The sequence below is a fragment of the Pontibacillus sp. ALD_SL1 genome, from assembly GCF_017355605.1.
Map to the genome: position 1 here is coordinate 2,559,626 of NZ_CP062974.1, position 25,077 is coordinate 2,584,702.

The following is a 25,077-nucleotide window of genomic DNA, read 5'->3' on the forward strand; positions in this document are numbered from 1 at the left end:
CTGCTTTCTTTATGGTTTACGTGCGATAATCGATGTCCAATCTTCCATTACATTAACTTCAACAATTTCAAAACCAGATTCAATAAGTTGATCCTTCACTAACTGACGCTTGTTCTTAATAATTCCAGACGTGATAAAGTAACCACCAGACTTCAGTTTAGCGAAAGCATCATCTGTAAATTGGACAATGATTTCAGCTAAAATGTTGGAAACAATTAAATCGGCTTCAACATCAACACCTTGAAGTAGGTTGTTTTGTTTTGACTCAATTTGGCTTTCCACATTGTTTAATTTAGCATTAATCGTAGTACTCTTAACTGCGATATCGTCTAAGTCAAAAGCATGTACATGCTTTGCACCCAGAAGTACTGAAGCAATGCTTAAGACTCCAGAGCCAGCTCCTACGTCCATAACTAAATCATTTTCCTCTATATACTGCTCAATTGCCTGGATACTTAATACAGTAGTGGGGTGAGTCCCTGTACCAAACGCCATACCAGGATCCAGTTCAATAATAATTTCATCACTTGAAACAGGCTCATATTCTTCCCATGTAGGAATGATTGTTACCTTTTCTGAAATCTTAACTGGTTTATAGTACTTCTTCCATGCTGTAGCCCAATCTTCCTCGTTCAGTTCACTTATTGTGACATGATTATGACCGATATTAATATCGAATTCAATTAGATTGGTAATCGCATGTTTAATTTCTTCTACTGTTTCACCTAAGAAACTATTCACGGGAAGGTATGCTTTTACATACACACCTTCTGCCGGATAGTCATCTGGATTTAATTCATAAATCTCACCCATAAACGTATCTCGTTCTTTGATAAGGTCTTGAGGGTCTTCAATTACTACACCACTAGCCCCCGCCTCATGAAGAATGTTCGATATAGGTTCGATTGCTTCATTTGTTGTATGAATACATATTTCAGACCATTTCAATGGGATCAACTCTCTTTACTCTGGATTCCTTATTCCCCTTTAAAGGCACGCTTAACACGTTGGAAAATGTTATCGTGTTGCTCTTCTGTAGGTTGGTTCCCACTAATATCATGGAACTCACGAAGTAATTCTTTCTGACGATCAGTCATGTTCGTTGGTGTAACAACACGAATCTTCACGTGTTGGTCGCCATGACCATATCCCCGAACGTTTGGAGCGCCCTTTTCTTTCAAGCGGAATGTTTTCCCATTCTGAGTGCCTGCTGGTATCTTAAGCTTCACATTTCCGTGTACAGTTGGGACTTCAATTTCGTCTCCAAGTGCAGCTTGCGTGAATGTCAGCGGCATCTCACAGAAGATATGGTCTCCTTCACGTTTGTAAAATTCGTGTGGACGAATTTGAACAACGACATACAAGTCTCCTGCAGGACCACCGTTTTCGCCCGGCTCACCTTGACCAGATACGCGAATACGCTGACCTTCATCAATACCAGCTGGAATGGAGATGTGGATGTTTTTACGTTTCGTAACTCTTCCATCTCCTCCGCACGTATTACACTTATCTTTGATGATTTGCCCTGTTCCTTCACAGTGGTGACATACGCGGCGGTTTACTACACGTCCAAATGGTGTATTTTGTTCCTGGTTTAACTGGCCTGCACCTTGACAGTGAGAGCAAGTTTCCGGTTTTGTACCTGGTTTTGCACCAGACCCGTCACATGTTTCACATTCTTCTTCTTTTGGAATTTGAACATCCGTTTCTTTACCGAATATAGCTTCTTCAAAATTTAACGTCATTGTATATTGAAGGTCTGCTCCTCTACGAGGAGCATTCGGATCACGACGACGTCCTCCGCCACCGAAGAACATGTCAAAGATGTCTCCAAAGCCTCCGAAGTCTTCGGCTCCACCAAAGCCTCCGAAACCACCCTGGTTAGGACCTGCATGACCAAATTGATCATATTGTTGGCGTTTCTGATCATCACCTAGTACATCCCAAGCTTCCTGAGCTTCTTTAAACTTGTCCTCAGCATTGTCTTCTTGACTGACATCTGGGTGATATTTTTTTGCTAATTTACGGTACGCTTTCTTAATTTCATCTTTAGAAGCATCCTTAGATACACCTAAAATCTCATAATAGTCGCGTTTACTCACTGAAGATCACTCTCCCGACTCTCTACTCACATAAAGTTTATATTAACATGGTTTCAAATGCGATTCAAAGTTAATTCATTAACATTCTTCCCTTAACAAGGGAGACAAAATTCATGCAGTAAAAAAGTCAAAGCCAAGATACCCCCTGACTTTGACTTTTTTTATCTGACTAACCTAATATGGTTGCTTACTTCTTATCGTCTTCGTTTACTTCTTCAAAGTCTGCGTCAACAACATCTTCTTCTGACCCTTGGCCTTCAGCACCTTCTTGGGCTTGTTGAGCTTGTTGTGCTTGCTCATACATTTTTACAGAAAGCTGTTGTACTTGCTCTTGAAGAGCATCTTTCTTCTCACGGATTTGCTCAAGGTCTTCACCCTCAAGTGCCGTTTGAAGTTCAGATTTAGCAGTCTCAGCGTTTTGCTTGTCTTCTTCTGTTACAGCTTCGCCAAGATCTTTGATGGTTTTATCTGTAGTGAAGATTAGTTGATCTGCTTCGTTACGAAGCTCTACTTCTTCACGGCGCTGTTTGTCCGCTTCAGCATTTTCTTCAGCTTCTTGAACCATTTGTTCTACTTCTTCTTCAGAAAGACCAGAAGAAGATTTGATTGTAATAGACTGTTCTTTATTTGTGCCTAAGTCTTTAGCACCTACGTTAACGATACCGTTCGCATCAATATCGAAGGATACTTCGATTTGAGGTACACCACGTGGTGCTGGTGGGATATCAGTTAACTGGAAACGACCAAGCGTCTTGTTATCTTGTGCCATTTCACGCTCACCTTGAAGTACGTGGATATCTACAGCTGTTTGATTATCAGCAGCAGTAGAGAACGTTTGCTTCTGACTAGTAGGGATTGTTGTGTTACGTTCGATTAGCTTCGTCGTTACGCCACCCATTGTTTCAATACCTAGAGAAAGTGGAGTAACGTCTAGAAGAACAACATCTTTAACATCACCTTGAAGTACGCCACCTTGTACAGCTGCACCAAGTGCTACTACTTCGTCAGGGTTAACGCCTTTAGAAGGGTCTTTGCCTACTTCTTTCTTAAGTGCATCTACAACTGCAGGAATACGAGTAGAACCACCTACTAGTAGTACTTTATCAATGTCACTAGAAGACATGTTTGCGTCTTTAAGCGCACGACGAGTTGGTTCCATAGTACGTTCTACTAAACCAGAAGAAAGCTCTTCGAATTTAGCACGAGTAAGGTTCATTTCTAAGTGAAGTGGACCTGCTTCTCCTGCTGTAATAAATGGAAGAGAAATCTGTGTTTGAGCTACACCAGAAAGGTCCTTCTTCGCTTTTTCTGCAGCGTCTTTAAGACGTTGAAGTGCCATTTTATCTTTAGAAAGGTCGATGCCGTTCTCTTTCTTGAATTCTGCTACCATGTGGTCGATGATTACTTGGTCGAAGTCGTCACCGCCTAGTTTGTTGTCACCAGCAGTTGATACAACTTCGAAAGTACCGTCACCGATGTCTAGGATTGATACGTCAAATGTACCTCCACCAAGGTCGTAAACAAGAAGAGTTTGATCTTGCTCTTGGTCAATACCGTATGCAAGAGCCGCTGCTGTAGGCTCGTTAATAATACGCTCTACTTCAAGACCTGCGATTTTACCAGCATCTTTAGTAGCTTGACGCTCAGCATCGTTGAAGTAAGCTGGAACTGTGATTACAGCTTTTTCAACTGTTTCACCAAGATAGTCTTCTGCGTAAGACTTGATATATTGAAGAATGATAGCAGAGATCTCTTGTGGAGTGTGCTCTTTTCCTTCAATTTCTACTTTATAGTCTGTACCCATGTGTCTTTTAATAGACTGAATTGTGTTAGGGTTTGTGATTGCCTGACGTTTAGCAACCTCACCAACCTGACGTTCACCATTCTTGAATGCAACAACGGAAGGAGTTGTGCGACTACCTTCTGGGTTCGGAATTACTTTAGACTCTCCGCCTTCCATTACAGCGACACAAGAGTTTGTTGTACCTAAGTCAATACCAATAATTTTACTCATGACAAATTTCCTCCTTTATCTTCATATGTAGAGCGAGCTTATTGATTCACCTTCACCATTGATGGGCGAATAACGCGGTCGTTTAGCTTATACCCTTTTTGAAGCTCCTCTACGACAACATTTGATTCATAGTTTTCATCTTCAACTTGCATAACTGCTTGGTGCATATGAGGATCGAATTCTTCCCCTACAGCCGAAATTTCTTCAAGGCCTTCTTTCTCTAATGCACTCTTAAGCTGTTTATAAACCATGTTCATACCTTCTGCATACTTCTCATCTTGAGCTTCAACTTGAAGCGCTCGTTCGAAGTTATCAAGCGCAGGTAATAGCTCCTCAATAAGTGATTGAGATTTATATTTACGGTCGTTCTCACGATCTTTCTGCGTGCGACGACGGAAATTATCATAATCTGCTTGTAAGCGTAACAAACGTTGGTACGTTTCATCCTTTTCTTGCTGGAGTTTTGCTACATCATCCATTTCAGTAGCCTCTTCTTCAACAACTTCTTGTTCAGGATTTTCAACGACCTCTTCTTGTTCGACTTCTTCTGTTTGTTGTTTATTTTCGTCCATGTTTGTCACCTCCTCTAAAGCTCGTTCATTTACACCGGTTAAGAATATATCAGAAATTGAATCTAAACTAAACCGATAACCCTTCAATTTTGAGTATTTTTTATAAAAAGTCAATTCAACCTTACTTTTAAAACAAAACTTCAGTAAGAAGAGAACAGGCATCCTTAAATGCCTTTATCATCTATTCCCCAGTTGAACCTTTTTGATACCAAGAATGGAATGTTTCAGTCATACGATTTGAAAGTAAATTCAATAGCGAAATGACTTTGGAGTATTCCATCCGGGTAGGACCAAGTAAAGCAATCGTCCCTAGCTGTGTATCCCCGATAGAGTAAGACCCGGTAATAATACTTAGGTCTTTCATGGCACTCACTTCGTTTTCAGTACCAATTGATACTTTAATATCATTAGAGTTATGACGAAGTAAATGAGCAATCTCTGTTTCTTCTTCTATCATCGAATACAACGTTCTCACTTTATCAATATCCCTAAATTCAGGCTGCATGAGAATGTTGGTCTTGCCGCCAACATAAAGCTTGGCAGGCTGTTCGTCAAATAGAGCAGCTCGTAAATACTGATAGGCCTTTTCAAATTCGCTTGTATGCTTTTTAAGGAGTTCGGCTATCTCGGTATTTAGCTTATGGTGCAAGTAAATAATCGGTACACCATTTAACCGCTCATTTAAGATGTTAACCATCTTCTCTAAGTCAGCTGGTTTAATTTCTACAGGGATTGTGAATGACCTATGCTCAACATGGCCTGTATCCGTTACAAGAATTGCAACAGCAGATACTTGGGATAAGGGAATGATTTGTAATTGCTTTAATTTCGTCTCGTATACTTCAGGTCCAAGAATAATTGACGTGTAATTCGTCAACTCGGATAAAACCCGCGCAGACTGCTGAACGACTTGTTCAAATTCTACCATTTGATGATTAAATGCCTGTTTCACAAACGTTTTCTCTTGCCCAGACAAGTTAAAGGGTGACATCAAATGATCAACATAAAAGCGATACCCTTTTTCTGAAGGAACCCTTCCCGATGAAGAATGGGTTTTCTCCAGGAAACCAAGTTCTTCTAAATCAGCCATTTCGTTACGGATCGTAGCCGAACTATAGGAAACGTTGTCTTTCTTTGAGATCGTCCTAGATCCTACAGGTTGCGCAGACTGGATGAAGTCATCAATAATCACTTGTAATATCAACAATTGTCTCTCTGTTAACATGATGATCACCTCTGTTAGCACTCTTTGATTGCGAGTGCTAAATCTAATAATAAATTATCAAATGCCCCGCTCCTTGTCAACGATATTTCACTGAAGCTTTTCATCTTCAATCAAAAATTGCGCAAAAACCTCATTACCAAAGAGACGGCCCTGCGTTGTAAGTGCAACATTGTCCTCTGTTTCTGTTATCCAGTTTTTCCTCTTTAAATAATCTAATTCACTCGAATATAGAGAATGAATGGAACGTCCGAAGCGATTCTCAAATTCACTCATAGATACTCCTGCTGTTTTACGCAATCCGAGGAACATTTGCTCTTCCATCTCTTCTTTATAGTGCACTGGTTCAACGTGCAGTCGCGGAAGGCCTGTTTCCTTGCCTTTCTTTGTATACTGATTTAAAGGCTTAATATTAACGGTACGCTCTCCTGGTAAATACCCATGCGCTCCTGCACCAAACCCATAATAATAATCATTATTCCAATAGGTTAGATTGTGCTTGCTTTCAAACCCTGGCTTAGCAAAATTACTGATTTCATATTGATAAACGCCCTTTTGATTCATCTCGTTCATTAATAACTCATACATTCTCGCTTCTTCTTCTTCCACGGGTTTATGCAACTTCCCTTTTTTATGACGAAGATAAAAGATTGTCTTCGGTTCAATTTGTAACGAGTAAGATGAATAATGAGGAAGGTCAAGCGCAAGAGCTTCATCAATTGTTTTCTTAAATTGATCATACGTTTGGCCCGGTAATCCGTACATTAAATCAACAGACACATTATCAAATTGTTGCTTTTCAAATAGGCTCAGACTATCATAGACATCTTTTACTCGATGATTTCGACCTAGTTTTTCAAGCAGTTCGTCATCAAACACCTGGACACCAAACGAAATTCGGTTTACACCGTATTCTTTTAGTAGCGCTAGTTTCTTCTCATCAAATTCGCCCGGATTCGCTTCAAACGTATACTCTAGCGGTGCCTCAACGTCAAAAGACTTTGCAATCATTTTGAGCAGTCTCTCAAGTTGTTCGTACGATAGTGCTGTTGGAGTGCCTCCACCCACAAAGATGGTTTTCATTTTTCGCTTTTCTGTGCCAACTGCTGTTACAATCTCATTCTCTAATGCATCCAAATATTGATCTGCAAGTTCAGGATTATAGAAAAATTTCGTAAAATCACAATAATGACAGATCTTGTGGCAAAACGGTATATGAATATATGCTGATGTAATCATGTTCGTCACGTTCCTTTAAATAAAGTAGCTTTGTTAACCCATCTAAAAATTACTCTATTGGGTCTACATGCGTCACCCTTGCAGTAAAACACACAAGTTAACAAAGTTGAAAGCATAAAAACCGCAAGAAGTCTCCTGCGGTTTTTACTCATTGATCCTTATTAATCGTCAGAATCCATTTCTAGCACGGCCATAAAGGCTTCTTGCGGTACTTCAACAGACCCAACCATCTTCATTCGTTTTTTACCTTCTTTTTGTTTCTCTAGCAACTTACGCTTACGAGAAATATCCCCGCCGTAACATTTTGCAAGTACGTTTTTACGCATTGCTTTAATGGTTGAACGAGCCACAATTTTATTCCCGATTGCTGCTTGAACAGGAACTTCGAATTGTTGACGTGGAATGAGTTCCACAAGCTTGCTAGTGATCGCTTTTCCGCGGTCGAAGGCGAAATCTCTGTGTACAATAAAGGATAAGGCATCAATGGTGTCCCCATTTAACCAGATATCCATTTTCACGAGATTAGACGCACGATATCCGGCTAATTCATAGTCGAAAGAGGCGTAGCCTTTTGTTTGAGACTTGAGCTGATCAAAGAAATCATACACAATCTCAGAAAGTGGAATATCATACGTAATATTTACACGGTTATCGTCAAGATATTGCATATCTACGAAAGAACCACGCTTCTTCTGGCAAATTTCCATGACAGAACCTACATAATCGTTTGGTACCATCACGGTTGCATTTACGAATGGCTCTCGAACTTCACTAATTGACTGCGGATCTGGCATTAATGACGGATTGTCAACCGTAAGGGTTTCCCCATCTGCGAGTTCTACTTCATAAATTACACTTGGCGCAGTTGTTATAAGTTGAATACCAAATTCACGTTCGATACGTTCTTGAATAATCTCCATATGAAGAAGCCCTAAGAATCCGCAACGGAAACCAAAGCCTAATGCCTGAGACGTCTCAGCTTCATACTGTAGGGAAGAATCGTTTAGCTCTAGGCGCTCTAATGCTTCACGTAAATCGTTGTAATTGTTCGCATCTACCGGGAACAATCCGCAGAATACCATCGGATTCAAGCGTTTATAACCTGGTAATGGTTCTGGCGCTGGATTGTCTACTCTGGTAATCGTGTCACCTACACGTGAGTCACTTACGTTTTTAATCGATGCTGTTAAATATCCGACATCCCCAACAGTTAATTCATTCTTAGGAGTTGGCTTTGGATTAAACACACCAATTTCGTTTACTTCAAACTCTTTCCCAGTTTGCATCATGCGAATTTTTTGACCAACTTTTACAGAACCTTCCTTTACGGCAATCGACGCGATCACCCCTCGGTAAGGATCATATAAAGAGTCAAAGATCAAAGCTTTCAATGGATCTTCTGGCTCACCAATAGGGGAAGGAATACGTTCTACAATGGCTTCTAGTATCTCTTCAATTCCTTTACCCGCTTTAGCTGAAGCTAAAATAACCTCATCCTTTGTTACACCTATAAGATCCTCAAGTTCTTTCGTCACACGGTCTGGATCAGCCGCGGGAAGATCTACTTTATTAATAACTGGAATAATTTCTAAATCATTATCTAATGCAAGGTAAAGGTTGGCTAACGTTTGAGCCTCAATTCCTTGCGCCGCATCTACTACCAAGATAACCCCTTCACACGCTGCTAAACTACGGGATACCTCATATGTAAAGTCGACGTGTCCTGGTGTATCAATCAGGTGGAATAAATAATCTTCTCCCTTATTAGGAGAGCTATATCGCAATTGAACTGCGTTTAATTTAATCGTAATCCCACGTTCACGCTCTAAATCCATCGCATCAAGAAACTGCTCTTTCATCTCTCGCTGCGTTAAAGCTTTCGTTTTCTCTAGAATACGATCGGCTAATGTCGATTTGCCGTGGTCGATATGAGCGATAATTGAAAAATTACGCACATTCTCCTGTTTAATCTTGTCGCTACTCACATTCATCACTCCTACTTTAATCCGAAACCATAGCTAGCTTAGATTATAGCAATGTAGAGGAAATACTTCAATAACGAAAAGCGCAGGCGGGGTGGTCAGGGCCGTACGGATAAGCAAACTGGCCGGAAATGGCGCTAGCCATTGGAGGGCAGTTTGCTTATCTCGCTAGGCCCTCCCCGCCGGAGCTGGATCTAAACCGAAAAGCGCAGGCGACTGTTCAGCTAAAGAGGAAGTTCGGTTAAAACCGGCGCGTCCTGCGCCAACACCGAACTGATCTGCATCCTGCAGACCCGCATAAGCAAAATGCCGGAAGTGGCGTTAGCCACTGCAGGTAGTTTGCTTATGACGCTAGGGGCTAGGAGCCGGAGCTAGACATCATCGAAAAGCGCAGGCGGGGTGACCAGGGCCGTACGGATAAGCAAACTGGCCGGAAATGGCGCTAGCCATTGGAGGTCATTTTGCTTATCGCGCTAGGCCCTCCCCGCCGGAGCTAGACATTAACGAAAAGCGCAGGCGGGGTGACCAGTGGAAAAAAGGAAGCTCGACTAAGACCGCCACGTCAATAGCCAACGTCTAGCGCCCCCACACCGTGCGGGGACAGCATAAGCACTATGTTGCATTAAAAGAAAGCAGAGAATATGTGATAGATGGTGTAGATGATCGTATTGTAAACCCAATTCACTACGCTTTCTAAGATGACAGCTAATTTTTGTAGGCCTCGGGCTTCGTTGTGGTCCTCGTATTGCTGTTGTTTTTCCTGAACAGATACTTGCGCGAAGTCTTTACCTAACACTTGCACTTCATAGTCACCTGTTTCCAATTTTTCCGTTTGGACAGCCTCTTGAAACGTACCACTTGAGAAGCCTCGCATTTGAATCATCCCAATGCTAGCTTGATTCATACCGACCAAAACGCCACCGAGGAATAAAACTATCATAATTAGAAAGGTCATTGTGAAGCGCACCATAACGGTCATCTCCTTATTTCTCCTTACTGATCTCCACTTACTTTTTCCGCTTGCCAATAAAAATCACTAAACACATCCGCAACTGCATCCGCACTTCGATAAAGTTCTTCTAACGTATTTTCAACTCCACCAAACTCGATAAGAATAGCATTTTGAGATAAGTCCTGATTAAACTTCCCATTCGTACCTGAACCCTTTTTCGTCATTACCCCTCTACTTAGCCCGGGATATGCCTCTTCCATTTTGTTATGAAGCTCATTAGCTAGTTTTAAATTTTGTTCGTAATGAGCATATTCTCCTCCAATTACGAAGAAGGTTCTCGCAAACGACTCACCATTTATATCTGTAGTCGTATATTGCTTGTCGATGGAATCCCTATGAAGATCAAAATAATATTGTAAATCCGCCTCTGTACTCATTGCTTCTTGCACAACAGACCTAGACATATCATACGACTCATAATACTCCATATCTTCGTCTTTCAGTTTCTTTGTTATATCTGTTTTATCGACTTTAGCACCAATGCCCTTATCTTCTAAGCTTTGAGCCAGACGATCGCCTACAAGTGTAATATTCGCTTTAGAATGAAATGCATCTGTTGCGTCTTCTCGAAGGAGAGGGAAATAAGATTCTCGGTTATGGGTGTGGTAGATCAACACAACATCCCTGTCACCAGTAGTGGGTAATGCTTGATCAGGAGAAGTTTGATCTTCTTGTTCATCTGTTTGCTCTGCAGTAACGATTTCCTTTTCCTTTTTATCAAAAATCTCCATAGGAGGAGCTGATTCAACTGCCATCGTTGTGTAGTTCGTCCCCTCTCCTGCTACAACAATTTGACCGTCATATTCTGAAAATCCTGGCAACTCTCTACCTAAGAAGGAACGCGGATCATCAGGGTGTATGCTTGTAGCTGTTTGAAAAACCATTTCAGAGATGCGCAAGTCTTCATATCCTTCTGGGTATGCCCCCTGAAATACGCGATTCTCCATGCTCATTAAACGTAAAAAAGAGGAACCATCTATCTGACTTGTCCATGTATGCAATGTAGAAGAGGACAGCCGGTATGCCGGCTGTATAGACGTCAGTAAACCGATCAATAAAAAGACTCCTATTAAACCTATTAGATATATGCCACTTCGTTTATACCATTTCTTCAATTCTCTATGAGCAAGCGTTAAGCCTTTAGAATTCAATGAGGTCACCCTTTCTCTCATGTTTCCTAACTCTAGTAAACTCTATGAAAACTAGAGAAAGAGTAGAACCTCCTTCTATCTTATCTTGTAAAAGAATCTTCTGTGTCTGGCTCCACATCTTGGTGTAGGGCAGCGTTCAGCCCACTAGCCACTACATGAGCCATATCTTTCATGAATCCGTCTACTTCTTTAGGTGTCACCATTAAATTGTGACCAATAGGAGTTAGAACCTCTTGAATAAGTGCTCTCTTCTCTTGAGCTGACAATCCACCGATCATTCCCATTACAGCTTTACGTTGTTCTTCACTTGGTAAATCTTCTTCAGTTAATTCTTTCCTCTCACCGAAATCCATACCAGCAGGTGTTAGAGACTTTGATGGTTTCTCTCTCTCATCCCACTCACGCCCAAAATGTTTCAGCATATAATCGATCGTGTCACTTGTAATGGTTACAGCATCGACAACAGTCGGTATACCTAAAGAAATGACCGGAATGCCTAAAGTTTCTTCACTTAATTCTTTACGTTTATTGCCGACACCAGACCCTGGATGGATTCCGGTATTGGAAATCTGAATCGTGCTATTCACACGGTCAATTGATCGAGAAGCTAAAGCATCAACTGCAATGACAAAATCAGGTTTCACTTTCTCAATTACACCAACTATAATATCGCTCGTCTCTATACCTGTAACACCCATCACTCCCGGGGTAAGGGCCGATACGGGACGAAAACCTTCATCAACAGTCTCAGGCTGAAGTTCAAACATATGGTTTGTCACAAGCAGTTTGTCAACTACCATAGGACCCAATGCGTCAGGTGTAACATTGTCATTTCCTAAACCTACTACCAGACATGTTGCATCAGCAGCCACATTACTTTTAACAAGTAACTCTTCTAATTCTCTCGCTACTACAGATGCCGTATGATGCATAAGGCTAGTATCATGTTTTCGGATACCTTGAGATTCAATGGTAATATAAGAACCCGGTTTCTTACCGATTTGTTCTGCCCCATTTTCATCAACTTCTACATAAGTGACCTTTATGTCCTCAGCTTCCTTTTTCTCTTGAACGCGAACTCCCTCTCTGTTACCAGAACCTTGATCCTTTTGTTCTGAAACCATGTCTTTTGCTTCAACAGCTAAATCTGTACGAATTTGAAACTGATCTAGATTCATTGACATGCGAAAACCCTCCGTTTTTTTACTAGGATGCACGTCCATTTTGGCTTTCATACATAATAGAAAATAACACGGTATTATATTTATGTTGAAAACTGCTGTGTGCTCTGATAAAATGTCTCTTGTTCGAATAAATGCTCTATAAAGCAGGTTCAATTTCTCCAGGAGGTGAAAATAGATGGCTAATATCAAACAAGCTAGAAAACGTGTTATTACACAAAACAACCAACGCGCACAGAACAACTCTTTCAAATCTGACGTTCGTTCTGCAATGAAGCGTGTTGACAACCTAGTTGACAACAACAAAACTGAGGAAGCTAAAGAAGCTTTCAAAGATGCTGTACAAAAGATTGATAAGGCTGTAGGCAAAGGTCTTATGCACCGTAACAAAGGTAACCGTCAGAAAGCTCGTCTTTCTCGTCGCGTTAAATCCGTTACAGCGTAAATAAGTCATTCCGTTTTTATGACCAACCAACAAACGATCCTACTAAGAGGGTCGTTTTTTTATGCAAAAAAGAGGATGCTTCCGTTTGCTCAAATTGAGGATAAGGTGGTTCGGGAAATCACTCGCTTTCCGCGGCGAGCTGGGAAGCCTCCTCGTTCGCTACGCTCTCTGTGGGGTCTCCCCTAGGCTCCTACTGCCGCAGGAGTCTCGCAATTTCCCGAACCACCTTTGCCATATATAGCTTGAACGGAAGCATGCTACATCAGGGTGCGTATGTTGAAGCCTCGCCATACTGGAGTTGCGGGGGACGTAATACAACTTCTGATAAGGGGTGCCAAATAAAAAAGCAACCTAACAGAGGTTGCTTTTTGGAGTTATGCTCTTTTCTTTTTAACATGGACAAGTTGATACAGTAGAAGTTCAAATGCTAAGTTCTTTTCCATTCGACCTTGTTTCATCGTTGCGTCCGTGTCGGTAAGGAGTTGCATGATGGTTCCGAGTTGTTGTTCGTTAAAGCCGCGAGCGCGTCCTAAGGCCATTTTTATTGCAAATGGGTGGGCTTTAATTTGTTGTGTCATTTGATTTTGTGTATACCCTTTTTGTTGAAGGAGTTTAGATTGATAAATCAGTCTAAACTGAGATGCCAACAGGGCAAGCAAGGCAATCGGTTCCTCATTTTGTTTCTCGAGATCCTTATAGATCAGAATAGCCTTTTCAACGTTTTGATTCATCACGGCGTCTACCAACTTAAGGGCTGAAGACTGAGAGTTATGCGCAGCTAACAAATCAGCTACTTCTTTTGTGATTGTTCCGCCTTCTCCTACATATAACGCCATTTTTTCTAACTCGTTTTGAATAGACATAAGGTTCGTCCCGTTTTCTTGAATAAAAACATCAATGGCCGGGGATTCTATGTCTATATGTAAACCTTTTGCCAAGCTTTGCACCCAACTAGACATTTCATGTTCTTTGAGCGATTGACAAGGAATAACTTTTCCTGATTTCTTCATTTGCTTAACGATTTTCTTTCGTTCGTCAATTTTTTCATAAGGTGCTATAAAAACCACAATCGAATACTCGGCAGGTTGTTCCAAGTAACGTTGCAGTACCGAGACATCATGTTCAATTTGCAATTTATCAGGTTTAGCCTTTAAGAAACTTGGGTTTTTGCATAGTAGTAGCTTTCTTTCTCCGAGGAAAGGAAAGGTTTCTGCATCCATCATGACCTCTTGTATCGGAACTTCCTCTAAATCATATACGGATAGGTTTACATCTTGCTCCTCATCTGGAACAGCATTCTTTACAAGCGCTTGCTGAATATCCTGGATGAGATAGGTTTCTGTTCCATATAGTAAGTATACTGGATCAAATTGCTTCTTTTTTATTTCTTTAAGGGCATCAAAATATACCATCGTACCTTCCTCCATTCGGGTCTAACAGTATGGTATATGGAAATCGGAAGGCTTTCAAGTGTAGAATTATACATAAATTCTAGCAAGGATAAGCAGAAGAGGGAAATGGTTCCCATTCCCCCCAAGTCATCTATATAAACGCATCACCTGAACCCCTAGGTAAGCCCAGGTGATAACGATGTTTTGACCGATACTTATAGCCTAGCCAAAACGAAAAAAACTATGGGTGTTAACTCTTGTCAACAAAGGGAACCGTATATTTACGAAATCTTCATGCATTGTAGATTTTTTTTATGAAACCGTTTATACTAATAACTGGTATAGGAGGGGTTAAACGTGAACGAGTTCAAAAAAGAAGTTCAATCACCAACGAACGACGTTGTAGACTCTGCCAAAGGATTCGCGTTTTCGTTCATCTTTTTCTTTGTCATTTTCGCGATTGGCGTGGGTATACGACTTATCGGCAACTAGTATTATGCAACACATTATGAAAAGGGGCTGTCAAACAGTCTCTTTTTTGTGTTTGTATGAAAGAAGGAATAAGGTCGTATTTAGTACAGAATATCCTATGGCAAATGACTATAAAATGTACCTGTCCCACCTGAAAATTGATAGATCACCGCTCCTTTCTGGTCTGTCCTTATAATCTGTACATCTTGTTTGTTCAAACGGTCCATTACTTGCTCATGTGGATGTCCATAACGATTGTTAAGCCCAGCCGATATCAGAGCTACCCTAGGAGTTACAGTATCTAACCATTGTGCACCTGTAGAAGTGTCACTGCCATGATGGGCAACTTTTAGTACATCTGTATCAAGCTCATTGGCTAAAGAACTGATATCTTCTTCACCTTCTTTCCCAACATCACCTGTAAACATCCAAACCATTCCACCAAGTTTGAAACGTATGACTAAAGAATTATCATTTTTGTCTTGCGACTCCTTAATTGGATATAGTACATCGAAAACTGTCTCTTCAATAACGAACCGATCCCCGCTACTGACTTTCTTCCACTTCTCTTCTTTTATCTGAAGATCTCCTCTAAAAAAAGAACTTGTTATTAATGTATCAACACTGAATTGAGTGAGCACTTCTTCGGCTGCACCAATATGATCCTGATCAGCATGAGTAAGCAACAATGTGTTAACTTTTGTGATTCCCCTTTCATGAAGATAAGGTTGGATGATTCTTGTAAACGTTTCATCTCCCCCTTCTTCTAAAACACCTGCAGCATCGATCATCATGACATGATTTCGGTTAGGCCACTCTATAATGAAGCAATCTCCTTGCCCTATATCAAGCATCGTAACTCGTCCTGGCGAAAATAAAAACGGCACACTCGCTTCTGCTATTAAAATAAAGGACAAAACAACGCCCCACAAGAAGGATTTCCTTTTCTCCCCTAATTCCCATCTCTTCATCATCCACACAAACGCGAATACAAACAAAAGAATGCTAACAAAGGACATTTGGCCAATTACCCACTCTACAGCAAACTTATCCATTCCCCTAAGTGGAAGGAAACATAGCTCTAATGACTTCTGAAAAACAGTATCTAACTGATTAAGCAAGGAAGAAGGAAGGATATATACGCCTACGAGAATAATGAAACAAACGGGAAGCACAAATATAGACATTAAGGGGACAAACAGGAGGTTAGCTAAAAGAGATAGTGGATTAAAGAAGTAGAAAGATTGAAGTTGTAAAGGGAGGACAACTAATTGGCATAAGAGGGAAATCCTAAGAAGAGAATCAATGGGATGAACACTTAAGCTGATCCATTTTTTTGATACAAGAATTCCAAAAGTAACTATAAACGAAAATTGAAAGCCCAATTGATGGATAAGCGAAGGTTTCAAAATAAGAATACTACAAAAAAGATAACTAATGATGTCCGTCATTGGCCATCTCTGTTTCATAAGTGATAAGAGCATAGCTGCTTCGGCCATACAAACAGCTCTGATTACAGACGGAGCGCCTCCTGCAAACAAAATATAAATCGGAAGAAGAAACAAAAGGCAAATGATTAACTTACGCTTAGTTAAAAGCGAAAAACGAAGGGTGAGATAAGAGAAGAGTGCAATACATAACCCGACATGAAGGCCAGATATAGCCAGTAAATGAGAAAGACCCCACCGCTGAAAAAGATCGATGGTCTCATCCGATAAATCACGATCTTCTCCAAATACTAAGGCTTTTACCCATGATGATGTGAAAGGGGAAAGATTTTGATCTAAGTTATCTAATGCTTCTTTTCGTTTAGAGAACAACTCTTTATACCAGCTACCTCCCTGGCAAAGTAACTGAGAAGGATCCACAATGATCGTCCCACGTACGCCTTTATGAAGCATGAATGCTTCATAATCAAATTCTCCAGGGTTCCGGGCAAATGGATGACGTTCTACTTCACCGGACAGTGAGCACTTTGATCCAATTTGAACTGATTTATGATCGAGAGGCGAAAAAAGGAACGCATTCCATTTCTGTTTAGTTTGATGATCTTCAAAGATAAAGGAAGTATACTCTGAGGTAAATGTAGGATTCTCCTTAACAATACCATTGATTTGAACCGCAGAGGTGGATAAGGGAGGAGGAGAAAGCGGTTTAAATGAATCAGTAGTGGAACACACAATAAAGAGAACGCCAGATGTAAGTAAAAGCAGGGGTTTAGCCGGACGGAATATGATTACACCGCCCAGCACTATAAATCCGCCCAACCAACTATACGAAACAGGCGCGAGGTAAACGCCTAGAGCTGAAGCTATAGCAAGCCAATAGCCATTTCCTTTCACAGTCTACCTCCCCCATTAAGTTGTAATGTGATGAGAGGAGAATAAGTTCATAGCCTCTTCTTTCAAGCTTTCTATCTCTTCATAAGGTGCGCCAGCATGAGATAAACGTTCGATTAACCCATTAATATATTCAAGCTTTTCTAGTGCTTTAGGATCGACTCCAGTTTCTTTTACTTCTACTTGAACTGTTTGTACACCCGCTTCTTTAAATAGCTCAACGGCATAAGGATGATTTTTATAATCTTGTGCGTAATAAACAGTTTGAATACCAGCTTGAATTAACGCTTTGCAGCAGTGAAGGCACGGGAAGTGGGTAACATAAATTTCAGCACCTTCTGTGGCGACGCCAAACTTGGCACATTGAAGTAAAGCGTTCATCTCTGCATGAATTGTTCTTACACAGTGACCATCAATGACGTAGCACCCTTCATCTATACAATGAACGCTCCCTGAAACGCTCCCATTATATCCACCTGCAATCATCCTCTTGTCACGTACGACTGTGGCACCTACTGCTAACCTTTCACAAGTGCTTCTTAAGGCTAATAAATGACTTTGAGCCATGAAATACTGATCCCAAGAAATACGGTTCATTACCTATCACCTTCTCTGTTTTCATTTCCATTCAGTGTACTGCTTGTCCAGTTTAACGTCAATCGACTAAGGGACCTGAATATCTTCTAAAAATCCTTCTAATGTCTTCTCTCCAATACCACTGACTTGAAGAAGGTCATTCACATCTTGAAACGGTCCATTTTTCTCCCGATATTTAAGAATAGCTTTAGCCTTGGCTTCACCAACACCAGATAAGGTTTTTAAATCTTCTAATGAGGCTTGATTAATGAAAACCTTGCCCGACATATTCCCCCCGTCTTCAGCAGAGACTGTTCCTCCCCCTTTAGCAAGAACAATCACAACCATCTCATCTTGTACACGCATAGCTAAATTAACAGATAAAGGATCTCCTGACGATGTAATACCTCCCGCCTTTTCAATGGCATCTTCTACCCTACTCCCCTCGTTCAAATGGTATACGCCAGGACGTTCAACCTCCCCTTTAACATCTACATACATTAGTGTTTTTTTAACTGATGCATTCACCTCAGTTGTTTCTTCTTCACCTTCTTTTTCATGATTGATTACGAACTCATCGTCAGGTGGTGAAGTTGGCCATAGGATCCACAGGATAAACCCTGCTAAAACAGCTATAGATAGAAAATACTTGTAGATTCGACTCATAAACGATCTACCTTCTTTCATATATTTGTTAACGGAACAGTATTTGCATGAAGAGATTACCATGTAAAGGAGGGGACCTAACATGAAGTGGGGCATTATTGGTACGGGGAATATGGGCAAAATCTTGACAGAGGCTTGGATTGATTCTGGAATGATCGAACCAGAGCAGCTTTATGTAACAAATCGAACCCTTTCAAAAGCAAAATTATTACAAAAAAACTACCCAGGTATTACGGTTTGCGAAGGAGCTGATGCAGTAGCAAAAGAAGCCGACATGCTTTTCATTTGCGTCAAGCCATTGGATATTTACCCCCTTCTCAATAAAATACAACCTTATCTAACTGAGCAGCAGTGCTTAGTTTCTATTACAAGTCCTTATAGTGTAGAGGATCTTGAACATGAAGTGCCTTGCCAGGTTGTTCGGTGGATCCCAAGTATTACAAACCGCGCTCAATCAGGTGTAACCCTGTTAACATTTGGAGAACGTGTATCTCCTTTAATGAAAGCTTATGTGGAACAGTGTTGCAAAACATACTCTAAGCCTGTCCAAATTAACGAAAACGTCACTCGTGTATCTTCAGATATCGTCTCATGTGGTCCAGCATTTTTTAGTTACTTACTTCAAAGATTTGTGGATGCAGCATGTGAGGAAACAAAGATTTCTGAACAAGAGGCAACAACTATGGTTACAGAAATGCTAATTGGATTTGGAAAACTTCTAGAGGAGGAGCACTATTCATTGCCTACTTTGCAAGAGAAAGTTTGTGTTAAGGGAGGCGTAACTGGAGAAGGGATAGAAGTACTTGAGACAGAAACAGGGAAAATGTTTCACCATCTGTTTCAGAGAACTCATCGCAAATACAACCAAGATAAATGGGAGCTAGAAGAGCAAAAGCGGGATTAATACTTTATTCTTCATTCTTCAACAAAATCCTTCAATAAAAATAAACCGAAGAAGAGGATCTACTCTTCTTCGGTTGGTTTTTGGCATATGAAAAAGATGCGATCATTTTCTTCTTCATCGTACCCCGCTTCTTGTGAAAAGTCACTATGGATACCTAGTACATCAAAGCCGCAATTTTGCAGCCATGCTACGTAAGTTGAAACAGGAAACGTTCTTTGGTTGTGATATTCATCAAATCGTTCATATAGATCGCCTTTTCTTACAAAGAACGTCAAATCATGTGTAACAGAATAGTCTTCTTCGTTCTCATCACAGAACCAAATGTAGCTTATCTCATCTGTTACAGTACCAAAAGTTTGACCGCTGAGGTACCTATCTATATACCCCGTCGAGTGAACATCAAACAAAAACAAGCCTCCTGGTTTTATCACCTCGTGGGCATGTTGGAATGTTTTCTGTACTTCTTGCTCATCCGTAATATAATTAATCACATCACAATAGCTAATAGCTATGTCGTATTGGACATGCATATTTAATGATGATATATCCTGTTTTACCCACTCCACAGAAGCTTTTTGTTCTCTTGACTTCCGATTCGCTACAGCTAACATGTCTTCTGAAAGGTCTACACCTGTAACGTTGTATCCTTCTTTAGCTAAACGAATCGAAATCTCACCAGTTCCAGCTCCAAGGTCTAAGATTCTCTCTACTCCTACCGCAGTGGAATGAATTGAGGATTGGGTAAATGTTACCCAATCCTGATAAGGAACATCTTCCATCAATTCGTCATAGATCTCAGCAAAACGGCCATAACTCATATTACACCTGGTCTTGATTTGGTGTAATTTCTTGCATGCTATAAGAAGGTGCATCTCCCCATAGACGTTCTAGGTTGTAGTAGTTACGTTCGTCTTTGTGGAAAATATGGCAAACCACGTCATCTAAGTCTACAAGAACCCAACGAGATTCCTCGAAGCCTTCCATGCGTTTAACAGTCATTCCCTGCTCTTCTGCTGCTTCCTTAATTCCTCTTGCAATCGCTTGAACTTGTCGTTCATTCGTTCCATGACAAATAATAAAATAGTCTGCAATTAAAGACACATTTTGCATGTCCATTGCAACAATATCCTCTGCTCGTTTATCTTCACATGCCTGCGCGGCAATTTTCATAAGTTCCTTACTTTCCATGTTTTACTTCCCTTCTTGTTTGTTATTCTTGCTCTTTGTTAAAGCGTTATACGCATAAAATGTATCAGGATAAATAGGTTGATTTTTACTCATTAAAAAGGAAATGGTGTTCTTTGCTGCCATCCAACATCCATAATCCAAGCTCACCTGAGCGGCTTCCCTTACATCGTCAATACCAGGGAACTTACGACCAGGCTCAATATAATCGGCCAGGAAAATCACCTTATCCAAGGGTGTCATATGCGTACGGCCTGTTGTGTGATAATGGATGGAATCTAGTACTTCTACATCTGTAATTCCAACTTCTCTCTCCACCAGTAACGCTCCTACAGGTCCATGCCACAACTCATGATGGTAGTGCAACAAATCCTTTGGTAAATAGGTAGAAGTAATCCATTTCTTCATTTCTTCTGTCGGTCTGTATTTGGCATAATCATGAAAGATTGCTGCTATTTCTGCCTTCTTTTCATCTACTTCATACATCTTCGCTAATTGAATAGCAGTCTCCATTACCCTCACTGTATGATCATAGCGCTCTTGCTTTAGGTGAGGCTTTAGTATAGCTAATGCTTCATTCTGATCCATACAATCCCCGCTCCTTTATATAAGATTCTACAGATTGAGGTAATAAATACCGCGCTGAACGACCCTGCATAATTCGTTCTCGAATAAACGTAGAAGACACTTCGAATACTGGTATATCAATGGTTTGAATAGGGTATGGAGACGTAAGTTCATGTCCTTTACGCTTGACTCCAACAAATGTGATCATTTCGACTAGTTCATCTATTCTGTTCCACTTTGGCAAGTATTCAACCATGTCTCCTCCCATTATAAAATAAAATTGAATATCCTCAAACTCATCAATTAAGGTCTTAACCGTATCAAACGTATAGGAGGTGCCAGATCGTTCGATTTCAATGGTATTTATTTTAAAATGGGGATTAGAATCTATGGCTAATTGTGTCATCTCTAAACGATTATTCACTTTTGTATTGGTTGCCGTTTTGTGAGGAGGGTCATTCGAAGGGATGAACCATACCTCATCAAGCCCAAGTTCTTGGTACACCTCTTCTGCTATGAGTAAATGCCCCATATGAGGAGGATCAAATGTACCACCTAACAATCCAATTTTCTTCATACTAAACTCCTTTTTTACGGTAGTTTAATCTGCTTATTCTCATCTGACTCTTTGTAAAGAACGATCGTATTTCCGATGATTTGAACAATGTGAGCTTCTGCTCCATCAGCAATGTCTTTCGCAACTTCGTCTTTATCTTCAAAGCAATTTTGCAAAATACTGATCTTAATAAGCTCTCGTTTTTCAAGTACATCAGAAATTTGATCAATCATATTCTCATTTACACCTGTTTTTCCTACTTGGAAAATCGGATTCAGGTGGTGGGCTTTCGAGCGTAAAAATCGTTTTTGTTTTCCTGTTAACATGTTGTATCACCTTTCAATTGCTGTTCAAATTTAGTTACAATATCGTTTGCTTCTACAAACGTTTCTGTCCATTGTTCAAAGGCTAACGCCGCTTGATAAATAAGCATACCATGCCCATTTAGCACACGAGCTCCTCTATTTTTTGCCTCTTTTAAAATGGAGGTCTCAAATGGTTTATACACAATATCACTTACTATGGCATTATGCTTTACATTACGTAAAGAAATAATTTGACCACTTTCATCAGGGGTCATACCTACCGAGGTCGTCTGCACAATCAGATCATAATTAGAAAGACCCTCTTCAGCTTTTTCGAGTGAAAGAACAGACGATTCCGTGCTTTCACAACGTAGTTTGCGTAGCGCTTCTCCGCGTGAGGCTGTGCGGTTAGCGATATCAATGACAGGGGCACCAGCCTCCGCCAACGCTCTATAAATACCTCTTGCAGCTCCTCCTGCGCCAAGAATTAACACCCGGGTTTTGTTTAAGTTTGTATCCGGATATTCTTCAACAAGGGAACGAACATAACCTTTACCATCTGTATTATATCCAATCCACTTTCCGTCTTGAACGTGCACAGTATTAACTGCACCAACAGATGATGCATAGGAGTCAACTTCATCAAGATAAGGAATAATCTCTTCCTTATATGGAACAGTGACGTTAAAGCCATCTACTTCGACCATTTTCAATGCCTGAAGTTTATCTTTCAATACATCAGGACTTGTTTCAAATATACGATAAGCACCCTGTTCACCTTGCTTTTTAAGAAATTGCTCATGAATCCAGGGAGACTTGGAATGTTTAGCTGGGTAGCCCACTAGTCCAAATAAATAGCCCATAGTTAACCATCCACCTTTTTAGATTAATGAAGAACGAAGGGAAACGCGCACACCTTCTGGTAAATGTGCCGTCACAGTAACTCCACCATGTGGCACTGTAATCCAGCCAAGGCCAGAGAATACAATATCCGTCTTATCTTCTAGAACTTGAAAGCTTTGGGCCTTTAAAGGTGGCAGTTGAGACTTTGTTTCCATATCAGGAGGAGAAAGTAGTTCTCCTAAATGAGTCTCATATAATTCATCTGCTTTTTCTAGCTTTGTTCGATGAATGTTTAGTTGATTTGAAAAGTAGCAGACGAAAGAATGCTTCTCACCTTTCGTAAAATCAAGCCTTGCAAGCCCACCAAAATAAAGTGTTTGATCCTCATTCAACTGGTAAACCCGTGGCTTAATTTCTTTCTGAGGCGTTATTATTTTCAAGTCCTTTTCTGATACATAATGCGCCATCTGGTGCCTATTTATAACACCTGGCGTATCATATAGTGACGCCTTTTCATCAAGGGGAATATCAATAAATCCTAGTGTTGTCCCAGGGAAATAAGAGGTCGTTATCGCTTCTTTCTCACCTGTAGAATCTTGAATCAAGTGATTAATAAATGTTGATTTCCCTACGTTTGTACACCCAACAACATATACATCTTTCCCGCGACGTTGATGTTCAATTGATCCTGCGACCTCTTCCATACCTTCCCCGGTCTTTGCTGACACTAGGAATACATCATTCACTTTAAGCCCTTGTTCCTTAGCGAGACGTCTCATCCACTGTTTCACTTTATTATGGTTAACTGACTTCGGCAATAAATCTACTTTATTCCCAACAAGAATAATGGGCTTATTCCCTGTGAAACGGGGGAGACCTTGAATAAAGCTTCCATTGAAATCAAAGATATCCATCACTTTTACGATCATTCCATCCGTATCACGGATTTGGTTCAACATCCGAAGAAAATCATCATCTGTTAAATCAACGTCTTGCACTTCATTATAATGCTTTAACCGAAAGCATCGTTTACAAATAACTTCTTCACGCTCTAAAGCGGAAGCAGGAGCATATCCAGGAGCTTTTGGGTCTTGTGTCTGAATTTCAGCTCCACATCCATAACAAATTACTTTTTCCATTCTTTATCCTCCCAATTAAGCATTCCTCGACTTTTCATCCAACCTAAAATCTGTCGTTCAATTTTTCGGTTGACCCTTGTCCACAACCCATCTGTCTGAACGATAGGAACAACTAGGACCGTATGATAATCTGCGCGATTTCCACCTAAAACGTCAGTCAAAAGTTGATCTCCAACAACAACGATTTCTTCCTTATTTAAATTCATCTCTTTCCTAGCTTTGCGAAAAGCTTTCCCAAGCGGCTTTCTTGCACTGTGTATAAAGGGAATATTTAATGGTTCAGAGAAGAAAGTGACGCGACTTTCGTTGTTATTTGAAACGACTGTTACTTGAATATCGTTTTCTTTCATTAATTTAAACCATTGTACAATTTCTGGTGTTGCATCTGCTTGATCCCAAGCAACTAGCGTATTATCTAAATCGGTAATGATTCCTTTAATTCCACGTTCCTTCAATTCGGAAGGTCTAATTTCAAATACAGATTGAACATGTTCATCTGGAAGAAACTTCTTTAACACCTTTATCACCTCGTTTTTATGCCTACTACCGTACAAATGGACCACCTATCCATGATATAGAATTTATCATTCCCTTTCAAAAGAAAGTTTACTTTCAAATAGAAAAAAAGCATATTTTATGTGCAACCTACTCATTTAGAAGAAAAAACGTTCGACAAATTCCTACAACATTTCAGTTGTGGATAACTCTATACACAAAACACACAAGATAACCATCCCATTTGTGTACAAATTTACCAGTTTACCCACAACTTATATACAGATGGTTGTGGATATACATGGTGTTGTAGGGCAATATGATTCGTGATACATTTAGTTCACACTAAAACAAAACATAATCTTATCACATATAAAGATGAATCTACATAGTCAAGTAAAATTAATTGCGGGAGGTGTAAGCCAACAAATTGTTGGTGATTGCTATGGAACATTTATCAGATGAATTGCTTATAGAATCATACTATAAAGCCACAGAACTTAACCTCAGCGCAGAATTTATTAAGCTAATTGAAGAAGAACTACAACGGAGATCAATCATTCAGAATATTAAGCGAACAAGCTAAACAATCCGCCTATTGCTACAAGCAATAGGCTTTTTTTAATTGTCACAAAATCGTCAAACTCTTTTTAAATAGTATAAAGTTGCTTCTTACCTCTAATTTTTATTACAATGGAATGGATATCAAGCATCTTGAAA

General features: G+C 40.2%; 26 protein-coding genes. 4 read left to right on the top strand and 22 right to left on the bottom strand.

The window, feature by feature from the left end:
- Positions 1–9: 9 nt before the first annotated feature.
- The 10 genes from prmA to gpr form a co-directional block, all read right to left on the bottom strand.
- The gene (gene prmA, locus IMZ31_RS13060; protein WP_207527768.1) at positions 10–948 is read right to left on the bottom strand and encodes a 50S ribosomal protein L11 methyltransferase; all 939 of its coding nucleotides are present in this window, start codon (positions 946–948) and stop codon (positions 10–12) included.
- A gap of 29 nt (positions 949–977) precedes the next feature.
- The gene (gene dnaJ, locus IMZ31_RS13065; protein WP_207527769.1) at positions 978–2,102 is read right to left on the bottom strand and encodes a molecular chaperone DnaJ; all 1,125 of its coding nucleotides are present in this window, start codon (positions 2,100–2,102) and stop codon (positions 978–980) included.
- 187 nt (positions 2,103–2,289) lie between these two features.
- Positions 2,290–4,116 (bottom strand): molecular chaperone DnaK, encoded by a 1,827-nt coding sequence (dnaK, locus tag IMZ31_RS13070; protein ID WP_207527770.1) that lies wholly within the window; start codon positions 4,114–4,116, stop codon positions 2,290–2,292.
- 38 nt (positions 4,117–4,154) lie between these two features.
- Positions 4,155–4,736 carry a nucleotide exchange factor GrpE gene (gene grpE / locus IMZ31_RS13075; RefSeq protein ID WP_305849410.1) on the bottom strand — a complete coding sequence of 194 codons (582 nt, stop codon included), beginning with the start codon at positions 4,734–4,736 and terminating at the stop codon, positions 4,155–4,157.
- Positions 4,737–4,869: 133 nt separating this feature from the next.
- Positions 4,870–5,913, bottom strand: coding sequence for a heat-inducible transcriptional repressor HrcA (gene hrcA, locus IMZ31_RS13080; RefSeq protein WP_207527772.1), 1,044 nt, complete (start codon positions 5,911–5,913; stop codon positions 4,870–4,872).
- Positions 5,914–6,000: 87 nt separating this feature from the next.
- Positions 6,001–7,149, bottom strand: a complete 1,149-nt coding sequence (gene hemW / locus IMZ31_RS13085; protein ID WP_207527773.1) for a radical SAM family heme chaperone HemW — start codon at positions 7,147–7,149, stop codon at positions 6,001–6,003.
- A gap of 161 nt (positions 7,150–7,310) precedes the next feature.
- Positions 7,311–9,134 carry a translation elongation factor 4 gene (gene lepA, locus IMZ31_RS13090; RefSeq protein WP_371825452.1) on the bottom strand — a complete coding sequence of 608 codons (1,824 nt, stop codon included), beginning with the start codon at positions 9,132–9,134 and terminating at the stop codon, positions 7,311–7,313.
- Positions 9,135–9,753: 619 nt separating this feature from the next.
- Positions 9,754–10,110 carry a DUF3679 domain-containing protein gene (locus IMZ31_RS13095; protein ID WP_207527775.1) on the bottom strand — a complete coding sequence of 119 codons (357 nt, stop codon included), beginning with the start codon at positions 10,108–10,110 and terminating at the stop codon, positions 9,754–9,756.
- A 14-nt stretch (positions 10,111–10,124) separates the two neighbouring features.
- Entirely contained in the window at positions 10,125–11,303 is a 1,179-nt protein-coding gene (spoIIP, locus tag IMZ31_RS13100; RefSeq protein ID WP_371825502.1) for a stage II sporulation protein P, read from the bottom strand.
- Between the two features lie 71 nt (positions 11,304–11,374).
- Entirely contained in the window at positions 11,375–12,478 is a 1,104-nt protein-coding gene (gpr, locus tag IMZ31_RS13105; RefSeq protein WP_207527777.1) for a GPR endopeptidase, read from the bottom strand.
- Between the two features lie 175 nt (positions 12,479–12,653).
- On the opposite strand from gpr, the gene rpsT reads away from it, so the two are divergent.
- Positions 12,654–12,920: a 30S ribosomal protein S20 gene (rpsT, locus tag IMZ31_RS13110; RefSeq protein WP_036785716.1), complete on the top strand. Its 267-nt coding sequence runs from the start codon at positions 12,654–12,656 to the stop codon at positions 12,918–12,920.
- 374 nt (positions 12,921–13,294) lie between these two features.
- Here the strand turns inward: rpsT and holA are convergent, their stop codons facing one another.
- Positions 13,295–14,332 carry a DNA polymerase III subunit delta gene (holA, locus tag IMZ31_RS13115; protein WP_207527778.1) on the bottom strand — a complete coding sequence of 346 codons (1,038 nt, stop codon included), beginning with the start codon at positions 14,330–14,332 and terminating at the stop codon, positions 13,295–13,297.
- 336 nt (positions 14,333–14,668) lie between these two features.
- Between holA and IMZ31_RS13120 the strand changes: the two genes are divergently transcribed.
- On the top strand, positions 14,669–14,803 hold the full coding sequence (locus tag IMZ31_RS13120) for a YqzM family protein (RefSeq protein WP_036785709.1): 135 nt from the start codon (positions 14,669–14,671) through the stop codon (positions 14,801–14,803).
- Positions 14,804–14,898: 95 nt separating this feature from the next.
- On the opposite strand, the gene IMZ31_RS13125 is transcribed toward IMZ31_RS13120, so the two are convergent.
- The 3 genes from IMZ31_RS13125 to IMZ31_RS13135 all read right to left on the bottom strand — a co-directional run bounded on the left by IMZ31_RS13125 (position 14,899) and on the right by IMZ31_RS13135 (position 18,363).
- On the bottom strand, positions 14,899–17,124 hold the full coding sequence (locus IMZ31_RS13125; protein ID WP_207527779.1) for a DNA internalization-related competence protein ComEC/Rec2: 2,226 nt from the start codon (positions 17,122–17,124) through the stop codon (positions 14,899–14,901).
- Positions 17,125–17,139: 15 nt separating this feature from the next.
- The gene (locus IMZ31_RS13130; protein ID WP_207527780.1) at positions 17,140–17,718 is read right to left on the bottom strand and encodes a ComE operon protein 2; all 579 of its coding nucleotides are present in this window, start codon (positions 17,716–17,718) and stop codon (positions 17,140–17,142) included.
- Between the two features lie 66 nt (positions 17,719–17,784).
- Entirely contained in the window at positions 17,785–18,363 is a 579-nt protein-coding gene (locus IMZ31_RS13135; RefSeq protein ID WP_207527781.1) for a helix-hairpin-helix domain-containing protein, read from the bottom strand.
- Positions 18,364–18,445: 82 nt separating this feature from the next.
- Between IMZ31_RS13135 and comER the strand changes: the two genes are divergently transcribed.
- Positions 18,446–19,267: a late competence protein ComER gene (comER, locus tag IMZ31_RS13140; RefSeq protein WP_207527782.1), complete on the top strand. Its 822-nt coding sequence runs from the start codon at positions 18,446–18,448 to the stop codon at positions 19,265–19,267.
- Between the two features lie 59 nt (positions 19,268–19,326).
- Here the strand turns inward: comER and IMZ31_RS13145 are convergent, their stop codons facing one another.
- Genes IMZ31_RS13145 through IMZ31_RS13180 form a run of 8 tightly spaced genes read right to left on the bottom strand, consistent with a single transcriptional unit; the run spans position 19,327 to position 24,386 of the window.
- Positions 19,327–20,085, bottom strand: a complete 759-nt coding sequence (locus tag IMZ31_RS13145) for a class I SAM-dependent DNA methyltransferase (protein WP_207527783.1) — start codon at positions 20,083–20,085, stop codon at positions 19,327–19,329.
- Position 20,086: 1 nt separating this feature from the next.
- Complete coding sequence (gene rsfS / locus IMZ31_RS13150; protein WP_207527784.1) at positions 20,087–20,455, bottom strand: ribosome silencing factor; 369 nt, start codon at positions 20,453–20,455, stop codon at positions 20,087–20,089.
- A 3-nt stretch (positions 20,456–20,458) separates the two neighbouring features.
- Positions 20,459–21,040, bottom strand: coding sequence for a bis(5'-nucleosyl)-tetraphosphatase (symmetrical) YqeK (gene yqeK / locus IMZ31_RS13155; RefSeq protein WP_207527785.1), 582 nt, complete (start codon positions 21,038–21,040; stop codon positions 20,459–20,461).
- Positions 21,027–21,596: a nicotinate-nucleotide adenylyltransferase gene (locus IMZ31_RS13160; RefSeq protein ID WP_207527786.1), complete on the bottom strand. Its 570-nt coding sequence runs from the start codon at positions 21,594–21,596 to the stop codon at positions 21,027–21,029. Before IMZ31_RS13160 ends, yqeK begins: the two co-directional genes overlap by 14 nt.
- A gap of 14 nt (positions 21,597–21,610) precedes the next feature.
- A complete protein-coding gene (gene yhbY, locus IMZ31_RS13165) occupies positions 21,611–21,901 on the bottom strand; it encodes a ribosome assembly RNA-binding protein YhbY (protein WP_036785681.1) in 291 nt (96 codons plus the stop codon).
- Entirely contained in the window at positions 21,895–22,743 is an 849-nt protein-coding gene (gene aroE, locus IMZ31_RS13170) for a shikimate dehydrogenase (RefSeq protein WP_207527787.1), read from the bottom strand. The genes yhbY and aroE overlap by 7 nt, the downstream gene beginning before the upstream one ends.
- A gap of 18 nt (positions 22,744–22,761) precedes the next feature.
- Positions 22,762–23,862 carry a ribosome biogenesis GTPase YqeH gene (gene yqeH / locus IMZ31_RS13175; RefSeq protein ID WP_207527788.1) on the bottom strand — a complete coding sequence of 367 codons (1,101 nt, stop codon included), beginning with the start codon at positions 23,860–23,862 and terminating at the stop codon, positions 22,762–22,764.
- Positions 23,850–24,386 carry a YqeG family HAD IIIA-type phosphatase gene (locus IMZ31_RS13180; RefSeq protein ID WP_371825503.1) on the bottom strand — a complete coding sequence of 179 codons (537 nt, stop codon included), beginning with the start codon at positions 24,384–24,386 and terminating at the stop codon, positions 23,850–23,852. The genes yqeH and IMZ31_RS13180 overlap by 13 nt, the downstream gene beginning before the upstream one ends.
- Before the next feature lie 416 nt (positions 24,387–24,802).
- Here IMZ31_RS13180 and IMZ31_RS13185 point away from each other — a divergent pair, with 416 nt between their 5' ends.
- Positions 24,803–24,943, top strand: a complete 141-nt coding sequence (locus IMZ31_RS13185; protein ID WP_084599643.1) for a sporulation histidine kinase inhibitor Sda — start codon at positions 24,803–24,805, stop codon at positions 24,941–24,943.
- Positions 24,944–25,077 lie beyond the last annotated feature (134 nt).